Below are 17903 nucleotides of genomic sequence, written 5' to 3'. Positions count from 1 at the left end.
ACTTACCCGTGACACTCAGCGTGCCGGCGGTGGCGAGGCTGCCTTATTTGGGCCTGCGCAGGTAAGCAACCAGCAGTTCCGGGTGGAACGGCTCAAGCTGCGGCAAGGGCGAGTGCAGTTGCACTTCAACCCGGTATCGGCCCGGCGAGGGATTGCGTGCCCATGCGAAGGCCAGCTGTGCGTAGGTATCACCGGGTCGTTCCAGCCCAGCATTCTGCAGCGCCAGTACGTCAGCATCGTCCAGCCACGCGCTGGTTATTCGACCATCGGCGGGGATGGGGATCGTCCGGGCAGGTTCCCCGATGATCGACTCCAGCCGGAGCAACGGCACGTCCTTCCATCCACCCGATTCCAGGCGCGCCATGGAGACGTTGGCCTGGAGCCCGGATGCCTGAACATCGATCAGTGCCTCCAGTGCCGGGACGTCGTCCGTACGATTGACCCGAATGCCGATCATGCGCGTTGGAGAGGAATTCCTGCTGGGAACATCCACATCGAATTCCACTGCCAATGGTTCATCCATTGACGAGGTGGGCATGGCGCGCACAAGCGGCACCAGATCCGGACGATGGGCCTCTGCTATCGAGCCTGCGTCGCGAGCCGCCTCGGGTCGGCACCCCGTAGCCAGAAGAACGAGCAGTCCAGCGAGCATGCAGATCCGGCGCTTTCCTTGTGGCTTCATCTTCGGTCCTTTTCGCAGGTCGCCCAGTGCAGCTCACACGTTGATCATCCCCCGCTGGCCGCACGAATCTGGATGTCGTGCTGCACCCGCTGGTCTTCCAGCTGCTGGTCCATCTGATTCGCAAGCGCACGCTGATGCGCTTCACGGCTGACAGAGTCGAACTGTTGCAGTGACTCTTCAACTGATGTCTGCGCCGCCAGCTCCGTCGGCATCGCAGCGCGCTGATGGGCCGGATTGCTGGGCTCACCCTGCACCACGAACAGCGTGTGCCCGGCCGGGTGTTCGCACGTAGCGTTGCTCACCAGCACATGGTCCACCCGCTCCAGGTCGTTGTCCTTGGCCAGTACCAGAAGGCTGGCCGTCATGCGTTCGCTGACTTCATCGAAGCTGCGGCCGTGCTTGGCGTCCAGCGCTTCCACGCCCTCGCGGATCTGCTGATACAGCGCGTGATCGGGGTGGCCGGGCTGCGTGGGGTCCTGCAGCGCCCTGTTCGGGCTCGATGCCTCATCCGGTGCGGGCGCGGCTGGCTCAAGGCTTGGCGCTATTGTGGGCTGGGCAGGAACATTGACAGCCGCAGTGACAGGCTGGAGGTCATCCGATGTAGCCAGCTCGGGCTCTGGCACGTGTTGTGCCGCTTCCTGCTCCAAAGGCCATGGATCGCGCGCAGGCTCAGCAGGCAGCGGCTCCTTGAACGGCACCGGCTCGACCTCCTGCACTGCCATGTCGTGCTTTGGAGTGGGAGCGACCGCAGGCATCGGGGCCATCTTCTCCGGTTCCGCTGCCTGCTCTGTGCGCTGCGTGGGCATCGCCTGCGTTGCCGCTGCCAGAGGCGCGGCAGAGTGTGGCGTCGCACGCTCGGATTCGACCGGGTGCGCCTGCATCGGCCCAGCGGGCTCCGGCGTCTGTGAGGCGGTACGGTTCTCGGTGGGCGCCTCGCTGTTTGGATGGGGCTGAGGTTGCGGCTCCGCCTCACGCCGCGGCGGATCGCGCTGCTCGGCGTACCGCTGTGGCTCGGGCTTATCCCGCGGCGCGGGCGTAGGCGGTGACGTGACCGCTACCGCTGGCGGCGCTGCCGCAACCGTCGCAGGCGCGATGGGTTGCGCAGTCGCCGGCTCTTCAGGCAGCACTTCCACGTTCCCATCCTGCTCGGATGGCTTGTCGCCATGTGCCAGCTGTGCGGCTGCTCGTGCAACCTGTCCTGCATCTACCTGCGCAGCACCAAGCCGATTTGCCTCCTGCAGTGCCTGCCGGTACACCTCCTGCTCACCCGCCGACAGCGCTGCAATGCGTAGCTCGGGCGAGTCGGGCAACGGTGCCTGCTCATTGGCACGCGCGCGCATCTCATTCCATGCGGCCTGCAGCTCCTGCGTGCTGGTAGTCGCGACGGCACGCGCCACGCCATCCTGGCCTACCTGGTAATGGGTGATGGGCCGGGACGCGCCCGCGTTGCCTTCGGCTACAGGCCCCAGTTCCTGCAGCGTGGGACCCGCAATGCCGTGCTGCTCGCGCGTGCGTGCCGTGGCCAGGGCAATGGCCTGCTCCCACGCCGGGGTCAGCGCGATGCCCGCAGCGTAGTAGCTGTGGCGCAGCTCGTTCTGGTTCACTTCCGCCGCAGATGGCAACGGTCGCGCGTCCAATGCGGCAATGGTCTGGTTGAACTGATCGAGCGACGGCTGCTGGATGGTGCGGGTCAGCTCCAACTCCAGCGCCATGTTGCCCTGCGCGATCTGGCCAGCGTGGTGCCATTGTCCTGCGTCATCGCGCTGGTAAAGCTGGTTGTCCGAGCCCTGGATGGCGTCGGGCCTGGCACGCGCCTGCTCCACCGCTTCCGGCACCAGCGGCACGAAGTCGCTGGCGCGGGTAGCGACGTAAGTCTCCAGGTAGCTGGCGGCAATCGCGGCCTTGCCGTTGGCGATGTTGTTCTCGATGCGTTGCACCGCCTCACGATTCAACTCGTTGGCGCGTTCGGGGCTGGCGGTCTGCGTCTCATACACCCCCCGATCGTTGGCGCCGGTCAGGCCGATCTTGACCTGCCGCGTCCACTGTTCGGTCTGCGCATCGCGGTGCCAGTTGGGATTGTCCAGACGGCCCTCGCCGTCCTTCGCCGGGATGCTGAAAGGATCCTGCGGCGCCGGTGCCTTGCCCAGCGCCAGCTCTACCGCTCTTACATGGGCGTATGCGCCCAGCTCGCGGGCTTTCTCGTAACTGGCACCCACACTGCGCTCAGCCGGATTGCCCACGCCGTCGCCCGCACTGTCCATGACCGCCTGGCGCTGCCAGTTGCGGCCATCGAACTGCCATGTGACATCGGCCTTGTCGGTCTGCCGGTAGATGGCGCGGTTGTCGAGCAGATCGGCGCCCTTGTCGAATGCCTTGCTCATCAGCAGTGCATCGCCCGCGACGATGGCCGCAGGGACGAAGCTGGACGTGCCGATCACCGACGCGGTAGCCATGCCACCGACCCAGCCACCGCCGTTGCGCGCCAGAGCGTGGGTGAGCTCGGACTGGGCGGCGGTGCCGTTGCCTTCTTCCAGCAGCTGTGAGGTGCGGCGGGCGGTGATGACGGCGTCGGCGCCGGAGGCGAGCAGGCCGCCGGAGCGGATCAGTTGGCTGGTGGAGGCTTCGCCGAGGAGGAGGTCCATAGTGATGCCGCCTTGCTGCAAGCGAGGCGCACGAATGCGATAGGCAGCCTCCTCACCTAGCACTCTCTCCACTTTCAGGATGCCGGGCTCCGACATGACAATCCGACCGGACTGTTGCGCATCGGAGATTGCCGCCGACAAGCTGTTCTTCTGAAGCTCAAGATCACTTCCTTTAGTCAGCTTGGTGCCGAACTGATCATGGACATCCAGCAAGGCCACAATGCGCGATTCAGTCCTGGTCACTAGAAGATGCATTCGCTCGTCTGGACGCATGCCAGTCAACGCACCGTACTGCAAGGAGTGGACCTGCGCGTAGTGATCGACACTCCCGAAGAATGCCTGCGTTCGCGGCCTGATGGCATCTGAATCCATGCCAAGAGGGGCGTTCGTGTAAAGATCACCATTGACCAGGCCAATCGTCATTGTGTCGCGAAGGCCGTTGACCTGAGCTGCCACGCGCTGCATCGCAGCCACGTCACCGCGAAGCGCAGCTTGGCCGTCTGGTGATGCCTCGATCAGCTCCAGAGAAAAGGTGATTCCGTTCTGATAGTCCTTGATCGGCCCCCCGCCATGAGGGGAAACACCCATGGCAGCAGCGAGCTTCTTGTCTGCCGGCATGTAGAGCAGGTTCTCGAACACGTCCTTCTCAACGAGCTCTGCGTCCACCAATGCCTGCAGAAAATCGTTGTTATTGAAGGTTTGTTGCTCAAGCACATGGTGCTTCTGAAGAATCGGACTGTTGCGCGGCATAGAGCGACCTCTTCCTTGAGTTCAATCAGCGGACTCAGATATCAGCTGCGTCCGTAAACGATAGTCCTCGCGACTCGCCCCTACCACCGATGCCGGCGGCCAGAACCGCATCGCGCAAAGCGCTGTCACAGAAAACCAGGTTCCCTGAGTAAGGCGTTCTGAATATGTGCGCCTGGCTGATGACATCCTTTCGGAACGCCAGGGAACTCCCACCCCTGAGGTCGTAAAACTTGCCTCCGGGATAGCCCTCGTCGCGAACAATGCGGAGCTTTGACGCAGCTTCATCGACCGCATCGATCACTCGGGTCACATCGCAGAGGAAGTAGCGCGGCCCTTCAGATCCATTGGCGAGGCGGTATTCGCTCTCCGCAAACTCGAATCCGTTGGGATCGACAGAGACGAACGCGTTGCGCAAGCGCTCCGAGACGAGCCAGTAACCGCTCATTCCTCCTTCAAGATCTTCCGGAAGCCCCCCCTTCTTGGGCGAGTGAACCAACAGTGGTTTCTCTGCCAAAGGTGGAAATCCCCCCCCTTCAGGACGCAGGATCAACCGTGGAGGTGTGCGAAGTTTCTTCATATTCTCGAACACTACCCCGTGCCCCTTTCCCCCTCGCGTGGTATCCGGCATCAAGAGGAAGAATTCCCCATGTCTGGGCTGAGTTGACTCCATTTGCTCCATGATATTCATCCCTTACAAAATCCTAATTGCTAGCCTAGAGCCAACCTGAAGGAGAGGAAAGTGACCTCCTTTCATTTAAGTGAAAGCTGGCGCCACGCTGCCGCACGTTGCCCTGCGTGACATAGCTGTCGTACGTTCCCAACGCACCGAAGCTCCAAGAGCTGGCACTCCCCAGCTTCAGCTCCGCTAGGCCAACACCAGATCCCCATTGATCAGCGCCACCTTCACCGTGTCCTGCAGCACCCTCACGGCCTCCACTGCCCGAACGATAGAACCTAGGTCGCCTTCAAGCGCCCCTTGCCCGTCCGGCGAGGCCTCGATGGTAGCCAACTGCCGCAACATGCCCTGTGAGTAGGCATCAATCGGCTCCTGCACATAGCGCGAGCATCCCAGCTCATCTGCGAACGCCTGCTCAATGGGCAGGTACAGCCAATTGTTTGCAGAGTTGATGTCGAACTCACCCGCCGCCTGCAGATGGCGAAGCAGGTTGCTTCCCGCAACGATCGTGGGACCGATGATCAACTGAGAATCGAACAGCGCGTCATTGTCTTCGATGGCAGCCATGGGTCTCCTTTCCTATGGGTGTTGCGATGGGTAACTACGGTCCTCTTTTACTCTGGCATGCATTGGTACGCAATCGGACCACAATCAAATTTTTCGGACCGCCGACGGCGCGTCCCGCCGTGTGAGACCCATCGCAGCCACACTCCTCTTCTCACTGGAGGATGCCCATGATCAGAATCGACCCCACATGGCTGGAAGCCTTCGACAACCAGCTCCTCCACCTGTTCGCCATCGACCATCGCGATGCCGGCATGGATGAGTACCTGCTGGGTTGCTACGCAGATCTGCCTCCGCACGAGGCCGCACTGGCGTTCGGCAACGACTACGACCTGGAGCGCGACGATGCGCTGTGGCCACGGCCTGGCATGCCAGTGTGAACCGTGCAGCCGTCCGGCGCGCCGGCATTCAAGGCAAGCCATGCCAGAGGATGGCCGCTATGCTGGCAGCGCACCGGAATGGAAACCACGTATGCCCCGTTTGAACACCACCCTGGCACTGAACCTCGTTCTGATGCTGCTGGGCGCTACACCTGCCATGGCCATGGCGGCAGACCCGCAGGTTTCCACTGAAGTGTTCGTAGAGCGCGGTGACAACCCCACCTTCGAGCTGCAGCAGGCGCCTGCCGTTGTGTATTCAACGGCCCCTGCCACCCCGCCCGATACCTTGCTGCAGATGCCCATGGCGGTGCTGTTGGTTGCTCAGCTGGATGAGCTGGGCCAGGTTTCCAACGTGATGGTGGTGCGGTCCAGCGGACTGCGGGAGCTTGATCGTGCGGCCTTTACCGCAGTGGACCAGTGGCGCTTCGAACCGGTCGTGGTTGAGGGCGTCGCGCGGCATGCGCGGGTTCGGGTGCGTTTGAGCTTCGTGCCTCCGGCCGAGGCGCCGCCCGGCTGAACCGCTGGTTCAATCTGTCGCGATTGGCCCTACGCCATGGCCCAGACTGCGAGCAGTTCTGCACTTGGGGCCAATAACGCCAAGCCCTCCAAGACCGTTGCGGCGCAATCGCTTGCCGGCTTAACACCGTGTGCGACAATGCCGAAAGCGTCAGGACTGGCAATCGCCGGTTCTGCAGTTTCTTGGCATTTGGTAGCTGTACGGGTATCTCTTGGCGTGCCACCGGAAAAGGGTGGCGCGGGACTCGAAAACCCGTCTGAATACCCAGTGCTTTACGCTTGCCAGTCGGCGTCATCTTCGGATGGCGCCGGCTGGCAATCCGTTCGCGTTCCATGGCGGGCGGTGCGTGGGGGCCTTCGGGCCCGCCGGCTTGGGTATTCACCGGTTTTCGAGCCCGCACCGTCCGCCACCTTTATCGGTGGCGCTGCTATCTGTCCTGTACGGAGCATTGCCATGAACACATCGGACTTCCGTTCCCTGCACGCGCACTACGATCCGGACAACGCCGTGACCGAGCGCGAACCCTCACCCGATCCAAACTCCTTCGTCGCCACGCTGCACCGCATCGGCACCGGTGCGGCGGCGGATGGCCAGCCGTGGCCGGAGCGGCATCAACTGCCTGGGCGCTGCCTTCAGTTGGCAGATGCAGATTGCGCGCTGGCGGGGCTGCGCGTGGTGGCGGAGCTGATGCTGGCTGCGGAGCGGACTCGGCAGAACGGCGCGCCCGAGGAGTACCTGGGGGATCGGGTGATGGAGGGGTTGAAGATGGCTTGTGTGGCGTTGACTGCGCAGGTGAGTGAGCGGTTGCACGTGCGGGAGTAGCACGTGTGCATGAGCGGCCGGCTCCGATAGTTCAGGGAACCCAGCTACTGAGCTCGCTGCTATGCGCAGCGGGTGGGTTCACTTGAGGAGGGATGTTGCCATTCGGCCGCCAGTGTTCCGGCGTCACCAGCAATCCACGCTCTAAATCAAAGGGCAACACCCAAAGCTGTAGTTCGGCGCTGAAATCAAATGCGGGAAGGGGCTGCGTGAATCCCGCGTGCTGCGGATAGACCAGCGCCAACTGCCCTGCTCCACCCAGGTAGCGCTGCCCGTAGGCAAACATCTGGTAGAAGTCGGATTGTTTGAGCCCATACTTCTCACGCGCATCGCTGGCCGTCGCATCCAGCACCTTCCACTTCGTATCAAGTACGCGGAGCTCATCGCCTCGTCGCAGCAGAAAATCTGGAATCAGATTGAACCAGCTTGCCCCGCCATGGCTGCACAGGTACTCCGACGCTGCACCGCCAACCCGCCACTCCGGCGCGAACTGGCGCGCTAGGCAAGCGCCCACGTAGCGCTCAAACAGCCGCTCCATGGGGAACATCATGCTTGGGCTGCGCCAATCGCCCGCCAATGCCAAGGGGCTCTGGCCCGACAAGATCAGCTCGCATAGCGGACGGACTTCACGATAGTGGGCCATCAGCCGGTCGCTGCCCCAAGCGCGCAGATCGTTAGCCACCTGGGTACTTCGTGGCACGCTGGCCATACGCGTAGACAACTCCTGGGCAAGTCTCCAGGTTCCCGCGTTGCGCGTACGTGCACACACGCGATCCAGGGCGACGCGCAGTAGCCGGTTCTCAGGCCTGTCCTCGCTAAACACATCGTGCTCGATGTTGAAGACGTGGGCACGAGTGGGCGACTGACGGAGCTGACGCGAAATATCCAAGCGACCACGCAGGAACAACTGCTCCTCGCGGACCCGTGTGTAGTCGAAGCGAAGTCCGCGCTTTAGTAGTTCATCCAGCGCGCCGATGAATCGCCCCATGACCCATTCATTTAATGGCGTATCGAATAGAGTCACGTCGGCAGGACTACCGTCCCTCGGTGAGATGTCTAGCACGGTGCATAGCATGCGGCGCAGCAACCGCCTCGCGCCGAGCGCATCATCTACATGTGCAACGTGCTTCGGCAGCACCTCCAATGTGGTGCCGTCGGGACATTCCACTACACCTACATACTGGTCCAGACGCAGCCAGCGTGCGCCATCGCGCTGCATGAGCGCCGCTCCGCCCGCGCGCAAGCGCTCGAACTCACCACAGAGCCAGTCAAAGGACGCCTGCGGGAAGAAGGCGGCATCCAGCCCCTCCTGCTGCGGACCGCCTTCTGAAACGCCGATCCGCGCATACTCGCGCACAGTCAGCACAGCCATCGGTCAGTCTGCCTGGCCGACGAGAATTCCCCTGTAACTGGCTGCCTGCTCGAACGCTGACTCATGGATATACCAATTGGCGGTGTCAGGTGCGAGCTGTGCCTCCGGGGCAAACAGGCGGTTCAACTGCAGCTCGCGCTGGCGCAAGAAGCGCTCACCCTGCGGCTTAGCATCATCGTTCAGCACCCAAGCGATACGACGCCAGTCTTCGAAGAAGTACTCCTGCAGCAACGGCAGAATGCGCAGGCGGAACGCCTCAGCCAGCCCAGGCAGATCTTTGGCGCCCATCAAGTACGCATGGCCGATGAGGTGATCCCGGCCGAGCAGAACTTCGATGCGACTGTTTAGGGTGCTTAACAGTTCACCCATGCGAATACCGTCGACGTCCCAATCAAGCAGCTCCGGCTGGGGCGGCATTTCGATGAACCGGAAGCGTCGGCGCAGTGCTACGTCCATCGCAGCCAGCGAGCGGTCCGCAGTATTCATTGTGCCAATGATGTGCAAGTTGGCTGGCACCGCAAAATCTTGCTTGGAGTACGGCAAGCGAACGGACAACGCTTCATCCATCCCCTGCCGCTTGCTGGGCTCAATGAGGGTAATGAGCTCGCCGAAGATGCGGGCGATGTTTCCCCGATTAATCTCGTCGATGATGAGTACGTATGGCAGGTCGCTGTGCTGCGCATCGATGCAAAGCTCGAGGAAGACACCGTTCTCAACGCCATACTCGAGCGCACCGCTTGCACCTGCACGAGCCTTCAGGCCCTCCACGAAGTCCTCATAAGCGAAGCTCTGGTGGAAGGTGACGAAGCGGATGCGTCCTTCTTCATGCAGCGCATCGAAGCGTTGCTTGAGCACGGCTCGCGCACCAGCCCCCTGACCCTTGATGGCGGCCAGCAACTCCGGATCGAGGATCTCCAGAGCCTTATCCACCACACCATAGGTCTTGCCGGTACCGGGTGGGCCATAGAGGATGGTGTTGGAGGGAGCGTGCATCACCTGCATATCGTCATCCTGTTCCACAGCTTCATCTTCTTGCTCCTCAGCCTCTGCACCGTCGCCCTGCTCATAGGCGATGGCCACCCAGAGGAAGGACTGAACGTCGATCATGTCTGAGGGCGGCCAGCCGTCATCTGACAGTCGATCGGCGAGGCGGCTCGAGAGCGCACGAATGCGCTCCCATTCTTCGACGGTCATGCCGCCCTTGCGGAAGTCGAAGGTCGGGTCGAGCAGACCCAAGGCACGGCGCATCTGGCCGGTCTTGATGAAAAAGTAGCGAGTCGGATCTTTTAGAGTAAGCAGAAGGCTTGAAAGCGACCGTTGGCCGGCAGGCTGTAGCGGTGCGCTCAGCTTGTACAAGGACTCATTGAAGGCCTCAAGTGCAACGTTGTCGTCCCGCCTCCTAAGCAGTGAGAGGACCGCCCTACCCAGCGCTACTCGATCGTCCTCTGGCAACTCGGCCAATTGCGCGACAATTCGCCAACCAACAATGTTCTGAGGTTGCACGTTCTCTACGCCAACGCGAACCTTAAGCAGCTTGAGCAGCGCAGACCAAATTTCCTCTGGCTGTCCGCTCCTGAGCGCCGGACGCATGATCGCGGGGTACTGCTCTACCAACTGCCGCTTGTAGCTGGTTTCCCGCAACAAGCGCTGATCTTTAGAGAAGCCGGTGAATCCGGGGAATCGTGCGAGGAAGCGTTCGCGCAGACGTACGTAGCCGAGCTCAAACGTGTCTCGGCTGCCCTTGCGTGCCTCAATTCGATACTGCCCGTTTGTCTCTTGAATGATGAGCAGCGAATCGCCCGCTGTTACCCCAAGGCGCCTAAACGCGGGCGCAACACGTGCGCGGATGCGAGCTGAGCCTGGTCCATTGGGCCGCAAATCGGAGGTGATCTGATAGCCATTCGGGAACGTAAAGGTAGCTTCTCTTCCTGACGCTACGTCTGGAAGGCCCAGCATGGCTGCATCGAAGCCTGACCAACTGGGGTCAACTGAGATGTAGCCGTTGCGTATGGCGCCATCGGTGAGCACGACTTCCCAGATCAACGGGCCACTCGCCACAGCGGGCGTAGGAGTAGCGAAGGACTTTGTGGTTGCTGGCGGCAGAATCTTTCCGTCACCCTTCAGTCGCAGCTGGCGCGCAGAGAACTCGGTTGGGGAGACGCTAGGACGCCACTGCAGGATCTCAGCCAGGCTGTCGCTATGACCGGTTCCAATGTCGACCGCATCGAACAGGCACGTAACAGGGTGCTCCCCGTCCATCGCCACGAAGTCGAGCTTGCCGCAGTAGATGAATGGGACCGCATTGGAGGCGCCGCGAAACTTTGCCCTCATCCGCGCGAACAGATAGGTGGGCGAACCGCCTGAGATCCTGCGGATGATCGGGGAGCTTTGACTGTTCCTATTCTGGCTTTCCCAGTAGAAGTCGGTGCCGTCGAAAACGTCGAGGTAGTCGGCTTCCCCTTCCTTCTCGAGTGTTACGAACAGCAACACAGCGTTCTCGAGTTCTAGGATGCCGTCGGCCCAGGCAGTGCCATAAATTTCCGTTGGAACAGGCAATCCGCCCAGATGTGCGACATCTTGACGAGAGTACTCGGAACCGATCCGAAACCCATCCAGTCCGATCGGTGAGTTGATGCGTCCCATGCATGACTCATAAAAATTGGCCCAGTACTAATCCTAATGGAACAATGCCAATTACGTCACCAAGTAGCGGTTGGCAGCTTGACTGCTCTCACGTAGAGACAATCAAGCCTCACAGTCCCTCAGACCAGAACATTCCAGGAGAGTCATCGACTCCTCTCTTGTAATACCTCAATGAATCCGCGTACCACGAGATCCTTCTCGCTCGTCATTCAGCCCAATTCGAAAGAAAACGCAAGGAAGATCGCATGCGATTGGGAGAAAAGGCGTCGTCAAAAACGCCAGCCCCATCGAAGCCGATCATAGAAGCAGGCAAGCTTTCTATAGTAGCTCACGTAGCCAGTCGATCCCGCCTTGAAAATATCAAAATTGTCTTCAAGAAAACCTCGAAGAACTTCGAGATCGATCTTGTCGGCAGAAAGGAATGGAATGTATGCGGCCGCGACCTCCGGGGTAAATTCATCGATCACATCCTGAATATCCATATCCTTACACTTCTTAGCGAAAGACTTCTTGTAAACGTTGGAACGGAACTCATCGATCCTCCGCTCAACCCATTTCTTAAGATCATACTCCGACTTGTTAAAATCAGCCTTTGTCGTAATTCCGGCAGCATTCAAATACTTGAAAACCGGAACATTACTGGTATTTCTTCCGACACTCTTAATGACACTCTTGAGTATCATATCAGCGCTGTACTGACGATCCTGAATTACCAGATCAGAGAGCAAATCCACTAACTGGATCGACTCATAACCGACCGCGGAGAGGCCCTTAGCAATTACTCCAACGCCTACCAAGAATTCAACATCATCCGTTTTAGTGATGTTCTCGATGTCGATGACGCTTATTTTCTTATCCGGGTCACCGCTCTTGACAATTTCATACATCTGATCCTTACAAAAACGCAATATACGGGCAGGAACTTTTCTCTTGGTTTTCTCAAGCGCAGCATAAACCTTCGAGAAATCTTGTGTTTTTACGAGAACAATTGGAATCTGCTCTGCATCCAAAGCGTAATAGGATTCCGAAATTGAATCACCCTCTTCTTCCTCAGGCCTCTGCAAGAATATTAAGTTCTTTCTCAACTTGCTAACATTCTTACTGCCTATGCATGAGCTAATAGATCTAAGTATCGACTGAATATTCGGATCAGATAGCGAATACCCAATAAACACGACGGGATGTTCAACAAATACCGTAATTAGCTTGGCAGCCAAGTACGGATTCCGGCTTGCGAATAGTGCGTAGTCGTCAGAGGTCAGGACCAGCGATTCAGGATCCGAGCACCCGCCGTGGATTTTATATATCTCACCAACCTCTTGCGGGTTAGCGAACAGCAAGTCCCCCTGTCCTACGTAGACCTTATAATCAGGGAAAAGATGCTCGGCAAAACAATCCCAATTAGTGGTAATAACACCATCGACATTGAGCCTGCGAACTATCTCAACCTCTTCACCAAGAAGCACACCATCCGGGAATTTATCAGTAAGTGAGGACAGATATCTGCAGATCTCAACCCTTAGGGCTGATGAACTGGTAGATACGCTCTGACCATAATGAGCGCGACTTTCCTCAAACTCGGGATCGGACCACCATCTTTCGTTAAAATCGACAGACAGGAGCTTTGCCGCTTCTGGATAGTCGCCATCAACTCGGGAAAGATAGTATTCGAACTTCTTCCCTGGAGCACAGAAGCGCTGCAAAAGCCCCTTCCAGTCTTCCAAGCCGATGTAGCGCCTGGAAAAACCGGAGCCAAGGAACAGAAAAGCTCCGGATGTCTTCTCTTTGAATAGATCGGTCAGATAGCCTTCAATATCCATATTCAAGCCCTAAAAAATGGGCGACCCACGGGTCGCCCATTTAATGAAAGATAACTACCTAATCAAACCCCAACAGGATTAGCCTTCTCCGGATCAATCTTGTACTGCTTGATCGCCCGGGCCACATCCTTCGCGGTCATCTTCCCTTCCTTCGCCAACGCCGCAATCGCGGCATGCGCGATGTAGTACCGGTCAACCTCAAAGAACCGGCGCAGGTTCGCACGCGTATCCGAACGACCAAACCCATCCGTACCAAGCACGGTGTACGACATCGGCACGAACGCACGGATCTGGTCCGCATACGCACGCACGTAGTCGGTGGCGGCAATTGCCGGGCCCTGGCGGCCTTCCAGCAGTTCGGTCACGTAGGCCTTGCGCTGCTCACCTTCCGGATGCAGGCGGTTGGCACGTTCCACGTCGAAACCATCGCGACGCAGTTCGTTGAAGCTCGGGCAGCTCCAGATATCGGCGGTCACGCCGAAGTCCTTGTCCAGCAGCTCGGCGGCAGCAATGGCTTCGCGCAGGATGGTGCCGGAGCCCAGAAGCTGCACGCGCAGCTCGCCCTTCTTCGGCTTGCCGGCGTCGGTCAGCAGGTACATGCCCTTGACGATGCCTTCGGCCGCGCCTTCCGGCATTTCCGGGTGGGTGTAGTTCTCGTTCATCAGGGTGACGTAGTAATACTCGTCCACCTGGTCTTCCATCATGCGCTTGGTGCCGTGCTGCAGGATCACCGTCACTTCGAAGCCGAAGGTCGGGTCGTAGCTACGCACGTTCGGGATGCCACCGGCCACCAGATGGCTGAAGCCATCCTCGTGCTGCAGGCCTTCACCGTTCAGCGTGGTGCGGCCGGCGGTGCCACCCAGCAGGAAGCCGCGGGTACGCATGTCGGCGGCCTGCCAGGCGATGTCGCCCACGCGCTGGAAGCCGAACATCGAGTAGTAGATGTAGAACGGCAGCATCGGCACGTTGCTGACCGAGTAGCTGGTACCGGCGGCCATCCACGAGCTGATCGCACCCGGCTCGCTGATGCCCTGCTGCAGCACCTGGCCGCTCTGGTCTTCACGGTAGAACATCAGCTGGTCGGCATCGACCGGCTTGTACTTCTGGCCAAACGGCGCGTAGATGCCGATCTGGCGGAACAGGCCTTCCATACCAAAGGTACGGGCTTCGTCGGCCACGATCGGCACGATGTGCGGGCCCAGTTCCTTGTCACGCAGGGTGATGTTCAGGCTCTGCACGAAGGCCATGGTGGTGGAGTAGCTGCGCTCGCCGCTGCTCTTCAGCAGGCGCTCGTAGGCTTCCAGCTTCGGCGCCACGAAGGTCTTGTCGGCCTTGCGGCGGCGCTGCGGCAGGTAACCGCCCAGGGCAGCACGGCGTTCCTGCAGGTACTGCACTTCCGGCGAATCCGGGCCCGGGTGGTAGAACGGCACCTGGCCGTCGGCCAGCTGCGCGTCGGTCACCGGAATGTTGAAGCGGTCGCGGAAGTGGCGCACCGCTTCGTCGTCCAGCTTCTTGGTCTGGTGGGTCGGGTTCAGTGCCTCACCGGCGCTGCCCATGCCGTAGCCCTTCACGGTCTTGGCCAGGATGACGGTCGGCATGCCCTTGGTGTTCACGGCCTGGTGGTAGGCGGCGTACACCTTGTGCGGGTCGTGGCCACCACGGTTCAGGCGCCAGATGTCGTCGTCGCTCAGGCCGGCCACCATCGCAGCGGTTTCCGGGTACTTGCCGAAGAAATGCTCGCGGGTATACGCGCCGCCGAAGGCCTTGCAGTTCTGGTATTCGCCGTCGACGGTTTCCATCATCAGCTTCTTCAGGACGCCGTTGGTGTCCTTGGCCAGCAGGGCATCCCAGTAACCGCCCCACAGCAGCTTGATCACGTTCCAGCCGCCGCCACGGAACACGCCTTCCAGTTCCTGGATGATCTTGCCATTGCCGCGCACCGGGCCGTCCAGGCGCTGCAGGTTGCAGTTCACCACGAAGATCAGGTTGTCCAGGCCTTCACGGCCGGCCAGGGCGATGGCACCCAGGGTTTCCGGCTCGTCGCTCTCGCCGTCGCCGATGAAGCACCAGACCTTGCGGTCGGACTTCTCGATCAGGCCACGGTTTTCCAGGTAGCGCATGAACTGCGCCTGGTAGATGGCGGCCAGCGGGCCCAGGCCCATCGACACGGTCGGGGTCTGCCAATAGTCCGGCATCAGCCACGGGTGCGGGTACGAGGACAGGCCACCGCCGTCCACTTCCATGCGGAACTTGTCCAGCTGCTCTTCGCTGATGCGGCCTTCCAGGAAGGAACGCGCGTAGATGCCCGGGGCGCTGTGGCCCTGGATGAACAGCAGGTCGCCCGGGTGGTTCTCGCTGGGGGCGCGCCAGAAGTGGTTGAAGCCCACGTCGTACAGGGTGGCGCCGGAGGCGAACGAGGCGATGTGGCCGCCCAGGTCACCCGGCTTGCGGTTGGCGCGCACCACGGTGGCCATCGCGTTCCAGCGGATGATCGAACGGATGCGCCATTCCAGCTCGGCATTGCCCGGGCTCTTGGCCTCGAGCTGCGGCTCGATGGTGTTGACGTACTCGGTGGTGGGAGAGAACGGCAGGTAGGCGCCCGAACGACGGGTCAGTTCCACCATGCCTTCCAGCAGCTGATGCGCGCGCTCGGAGCCCTCGACATCAATAACGGCCTTCAACGACTCGATCCACTCCTGGGTTTCCACAGGATTCGGGTCGTTGTTCAGCACCTCGTTCAACCAGTTCATTAGCGCTCCCATAACCGCACGCACGCGCGCGACTGTTGTATAGATTTCTAGACCGCAAAGTGTAGCGCACCAAGGGCTTTCGTCACTTGGCTACGCTGGCGTATGGATGCATGCGGCCAGTGTCCGCAAGGCATGTCCCGCCCTGTCCAGCAGCAGGACAGGCCCCTGTTTCCGGCCGCTACGGCCTCTTGCGGCCGGCGCCCCGCTGTCGCATCAGGCCCGCTGCGTCCATGCGCAGGACGCAGTGTTACTACTGCCGATGACGCTTCTGGGGCAGGTTGGGTGTCGGGGGCGGCCGCTTCCGGCGCCGGGCACTGAACCAGCGGCAACATGCCGCATCCGGCACTGGAAGTGCGCCGCTGGCGGCCGCAGGGTAGAGACCGAGTGCTGGCCCCAAGGCCCCGCTCCCTTCCACAGTTGCTGCCGGGGCGCCCTGCAAAGGGCGCCCCGTTTCTACGCGCGCCGCCCGCCGTGGCCCAAAACAGACCCGCTTGTGGCCGGATCGAGTGTTGTCGCGTTCGACATATCGATATATCGTTTGCACACTCGTTTACCGATATATCGAAATGAGCCGTTCCCCTTCTCCCCGAGCCCGTTCCACCGATCCGGCGGTGCCCCGCCGCAACGGCCAGCCACGCGTGCTGAGCCGCGGTGACCTGCGCCTGCTGGTGCTGGCCCTGATCGGCGAGCAGCCGCGCCATGGCTACGAGCTGATGCAGCTGATCAGCAACCAGTTCATGCAGGCCTATACGCCCAGCGCCGGCACCATGTACCCGCTGCTGGCCAGCTTCGAGCAGGCCGGCTGGATCGAGGCCGAGGAAGTGGACGGCAAGCGGATCTTCCGCATCACCGCTGCTGGCGAGTTCGAGCTGAAGGTGCAGCGCACCCAGGTACGCCTGGCGCAGCGGCGTGCCTTCGACCGTGCCCGCGAGATCACCAAGGCTTCGCTGCCGCCGCCGCTGGCCACTGCCCTGCGCGAGTTCAAGCGGGCGCTGGTGCATCACCACGGCCGCTGGGCCGAGGGTGAGGCGGACGAAGTGGCGGCGCTGCTGACGCGGGCCTCGGCCCTGCTCAACGGTACCGCCGGTAGCGAGCAACCACCGATTTCAACGACCCAGCCAGACTGAATCCAGCCAGGTCTCCCCATGCCGCGCGCCCCCGCGCGACACCTTTACAGGTAACCCCCATGACCGAACACAACAACACGCGCCTGCGCCTGGATGTGCGCTTCCGTGAATTGACCGTGCTGCGCACTGAAGAGGTCACCCCGCACATGCGCCGCATCGTGCTGGGTGGCGCAGAGCTGGCCGGTTTCGATTCGCCCGGCGCCGACGACCACATCAAGCTGTTCTTCCCCAACGCTGCGGGCGAGATGGTGCTGCCGGTGCTGACCGCCGAAGGCCGCAGCTACCCGGACGGCAAGGTGCCTTCGCCCTCGCGCGACTACACCCCGCGCTGGTGGGACCATGAAGCCGGCGAGCTGGCCATCGACTTCGTGCTGCACGACCAGGGCGTGGCCGGGCCGTGGGCCGAGCGCGCACAGCCCGGCGATACGCTGGTGATCGGCGGCCCGCGCGGCTCGTTCGTGGTGGCCGACAGCTACGACGCCTATGTGCTGATCGGCGATGAAACCGCGCTGCCGGCCATCGCCCGCTGGCTGGACGTGCTGCCGGACGGTGCCGAGGTGCAGGCCTTCATTGAAGTGCGCGACGAGGACGAGCGCCAGGACCTGCCGCAGTACGAGAACGTGCGCATCCACTGGCTGGAGCGCAACGGCTTCCCGGCGGCCAGCAGTACGCTGCTGGAAGACATGCTGACCGACTTCGAGGCCCCGGACGGCGATGTCTTCTACTGGATCGCCACCGAATCGCGCCGCGCGCGGATGATGCGCAAGTTCATCGAAGGCCACCTGGGCGTGCCGCGGGACTGGATTCGTTCCACCGGCTACTGGAAGGCCCACCCGGACGAAACCGACGGCGATTGACCGGGCGGCCGGTGGGTGCGGACCCTGCTTGGTGGGTGCGGACCGTTGGTCCGCACGCCTTTGACGCACCTTCCTGGGTGGGTGCGGACCGTTGGTCCGCACGCCCTTGACCATGTAGAGCCGAGCCCACGCTCGGCTGCTTTTCGATTCACCCTCGCGCTACGCGCGATGAGCCGAGCGTGGGCTCGGCTCTACAGGGGTCATCGGCAGCCATGCACATTCCCTGGTGGGTGCGGACCGTTGGTCCGCACGCCTTTGACTGTGTAGAGCCGAGCCCATGCTCGGCTGCTCTTCGTTCCGCGAT

At 61.2% G+C, this 17903-nt stretch carries 13 protein-coding genes; 5 read left to right on the top strand and 8 right to left on the bottom strand.

The window, feature by feature from the left end; all coding sequences use genetic code 11:
• Positions 1-43 precede the first annotated feature (43 nt).
• From G370_RS1000000121630 to G370_RS0112275, 4 genes are all read right to left on the bottom strand, one after another.
• Positions 44-682 carry a hypothetical protein gene (locus G370_RS1000000121630; RefSeq protein WP_154081341.1) on the bottom strand — a complete coding sequence of 213 codons (639 nt, stop codon included), beginning with the start codon at positions 680-682 and terminating at the stop codon, positions 44-46.
• A 44-nt stretch (positions 683-726) separates the two neighbouring features.
• Positions 727-4074 carry an XVIPCD domain-containing protein gene (locus G370_RS1000000121065; RefSeq protein WP_154081340.1) on the bottom strand — a complete coding sequence of 1116 codons (3348 nt, stop codon included), beginning with the start codon at positions 4072-4074 and terminating at the stop codon, positions 727-729.
• A 34-nt stretch (positions 4075-4108) separates the two neighbouring features.
• Positions 4109-4753 (bottom strand): DUF1629 domain-containing protein, encoded by a 645-nt coding sequence (locus tag G370_RS0112280; RefSeq protein ID WP_080112533.1) that lies wholly within the window; start codon positions 4751-4753, stop codon positions 4109-4111.
• 186 nt (positions 4754-4939) lie between these two features.
• Positions 4940-5317 carry a hypothetical protein gene (locus tag G370_RS0112275; protein WP_019660861.1) on the bottom strand — a complete coding sequence of 126 codons (378 nt, stop codon included), beginning with the start codon at positions 5315-5317 and terminating at the stop codon, positions 4940-4942.
• 167 nt (positions 5318-5484) lie between these two features.
• Here G370_RS0112275 and G370_RS0112270 point away from each other — a divergent pair, with 167 nt between their 5' ends.
• The 3 genes from G370_RS0112270 to G370_RS0112260 all read left to right on the top strand — a co-directional run bounded on the left by G370_RS0112270 (position 5485) and on the right by G370_RS0112260 (position 7033).
• Positions 5485-5694 carry a hypothetical protein gene (locus tag G370_RS0112270; RefSeq protein ID WP_019660860.1) on the top strand — a complete coding sequence of 70 codons (210 nt, stop codon included), beginning with the start codon at positions 5485-5487 and terminating at the stop codon, positions 5692-5694.
• A 91-nt stretch (positions 5695-5785) separates the two neighbouring features.
• The gene (locus G370_RS0112265) at positions 5786-6211 is read left to right on the top strand and encodes an energy transducer TonB (protein WP_019660859.1); all 426 of its coding nucleotides are present in this window, start codon (positions 5786-5788) and stop codon (positions 6209-6211) included.
• A gap of 453 nt (positions 6212-6664) precedes the next feature.
• Positions 6665-7033 (top strand): hypothetical protein, encoded by a 369-nt coding sequence (locus G370_RS0112260; protein ID WP_019660858.1) that lies wholly within the window; start codon positions 6665-6667, stop codon positions 7031-7033.
• A gap of 31 nt (positions 7034-7064) precedes the next feature.
• Here the strand turns inward: G370_RS0112260 and G370_RS0112255 are convergent, their stop codons facing one another.
• The 4 genes from G370_RS0112255 to aceE all read right to left on the bottom strand — a co-directional run bounded on the left by G370_RS0112255 (position 7065) and on the right by aceE (position 15615).
• The gene (locus G370_RS0112255) at positions 7065-8402 is read right to left on the bottom strand and encodes an McrC family protein (RefSeq protein ID WP_019660857.1); all 1338 of its coding nucleotides are present in this window, start codon (positions 8400-8402) and stop codon (positions 7065-7067) included.
• 3 nt (positions 8403-8405) lie between these two features.
• Positions 8406-11045 carry an AAA family ATPase gene (locus G370_RS0112250; RefSeq protein ID WP_019660856.1) on the bottom strand — a complete coding sequence of 880 codons (2640 nt, stop codon included), beginning with the start codon at positions 11043-11045 and terminating at the stop codon, positions 8406-8408.
• Positions 11046-11314: 269 nt separating this feature from the next.
• Positions 11315-12865: an SIR2 family protein gene (locus G370_RS0112245; protein ID WP_026347113.1), complete on the bottom strand. Its 1551-nt coding sequence runs from the start codon at positions 12863-12865 to the stop codon at positions 11315-11317.
• Between the two features lie 62 nt (positions 12866-12927).
• Positions 12928-15615 (bottom strand): pyruvate dehydrogenase (acetyl-transferring), homodimeric type, encoded by a 2688-nt coding sequence (aceE, locus tag G370_RS0112240; protein ID WP_019660853.1) that lies wholly within the window; start codon positions 15613-15615, stop codon positions 12928-12930.
• Between the two features lie 566 nt (positions 15616-16181).
• Between aceE and G370_RS0112235 the strand changes: the two genes are divergently transcribed.
• Both G370_RS0112235 and G370_RS0112230 read left to right on the top strand, forming a co-directional pair.
• Positions 16182-16742 carry a PadR family transcriptional regulator gene (locus G370_RS0112235; RefSeq protein ID WP_019660852.1) on the top strand — a complete coding sequence of 187 codons (561 nt, stop codon included), beginning with the start codon at positions 16182-16184 and terminating at the stop codon, positions 16740-16742.
• A 59-nt stretch (positions 16743-16801) separates the two neighbouring features.
• Positions 16802-17599: a siderophore-interacting protein gene (locus tag G370_RS0112230; RefSeq protein ID WP_019660851.1), complete on the top strand. Its 798-nt coding sequence runs from the start codon at positions 16802-16804 to the stop codon at positions 17597-17599.
• The last annotated feature ends 304 nt before the right edge of the window (positions 17600-17903 follow it).

This window comes from Stenotrophomonas hibiscicola ATCC 19867 (genome assembly GCF_000382065.1).
GTDB lineage: Bacteria > Pseudomonadota > Gammaproteobacteria > Xanthomonadales > Xanthomonadaceae > Stenotrophomonas > Stenotrophomonas hibiscicola.
The sequence above is the reverse complement of the archived record's forward strand: the minus strand, read 5'-3'. Positions and strand labels throughout refer to the sequence as shown.

Coding starts and splice junctions, on each gene's coding strand:
- G370_RS1000000121630 (WP_154081341.1), bottom strand. CDS start 682: ATGAAGCCACAAGGAAAGCGCCGGATCTGCATGCTCGCTGGACTGCTC.
- G370_RS1000000121065 (WP_154081340.1), bottom strand. CDS start 4,074: ATGCCGCGCAACAGTCCGATTCTTCAGAAGCACCATGTGCTTGAGCAA.
- G370_RS0112280 (WP_080112533.1), bottom strand. CDS start 4,753: ATGGAGCAAATGGAGTCAACTCAGCCCAGACATGGGGAATTCTTCCTC.
- G370_RS0112275 (WP_019660861.1), bottom strand. CDS start 5,317: ATGGCTGCCATCGAAGACAATGACGCGCTGTTCGATTCTCAGTTGATC.
- G370_RS0112270 (WP_019660860.1), top strand. CDS start 5,485: ATGATCAGAATCGACCCCACATGGCTGGAAGCCTTCGACAACCAGCTC.
- G370_RS0112265 (WP_019660859.1), top strand. CDS start 5,786: ATGCCCCGTTTGAACACCACCCTGGCACTGAACCTCGTTCTGATGCTG.
- G370_RS0112260 (WP_019660858.1), top strand. CDS start 6,665: ATGAACACATCGGACTTCCGTTCCCTGCACGCGCACTACGATCCGGAC.
- G370_RS0112255 (WP_019660857.1), bottom strand. CDS start 8,402: ATGGCTGTGCTGACTGTGCGCGAGTATGCGCGGATCGGCGTTTCAGAA.
- G370_RS0112250 (WP_019660856.1), bottom strand. CDS start 11,045: ATGGGACGCATCAACTCACCGATCGGACTGGATGGGTTTCGGATCGGT.
- G370_RS0112245 (WP_026347113.1), bottom strand. CDS start 12,865: ATGGATATTGAAGGCTATCTGACCGATCTATTCAAAGAGAAGACATCC.
- aceE (WP_019660853.1), bottom strand. CDS start 15,615: ATGAACTGGTTGAACGAGGTGCTGAACAACGACCCGAATCCTGTGGAA.
- G370_RS0112235 (WP_019660852.1), top strand. CDS start 16,182: ATGAGCCGTTCCCCTTCTCCCCGAGCCCGTTCCACCGATCCGGCGGTG.
- G370_RS0112230 (WP_019660851.1), top strand. CDS start 16,802: ATGACCGAACACAACAACACGCGCCTGCGCCTGGATGTGCGCTTCCGT.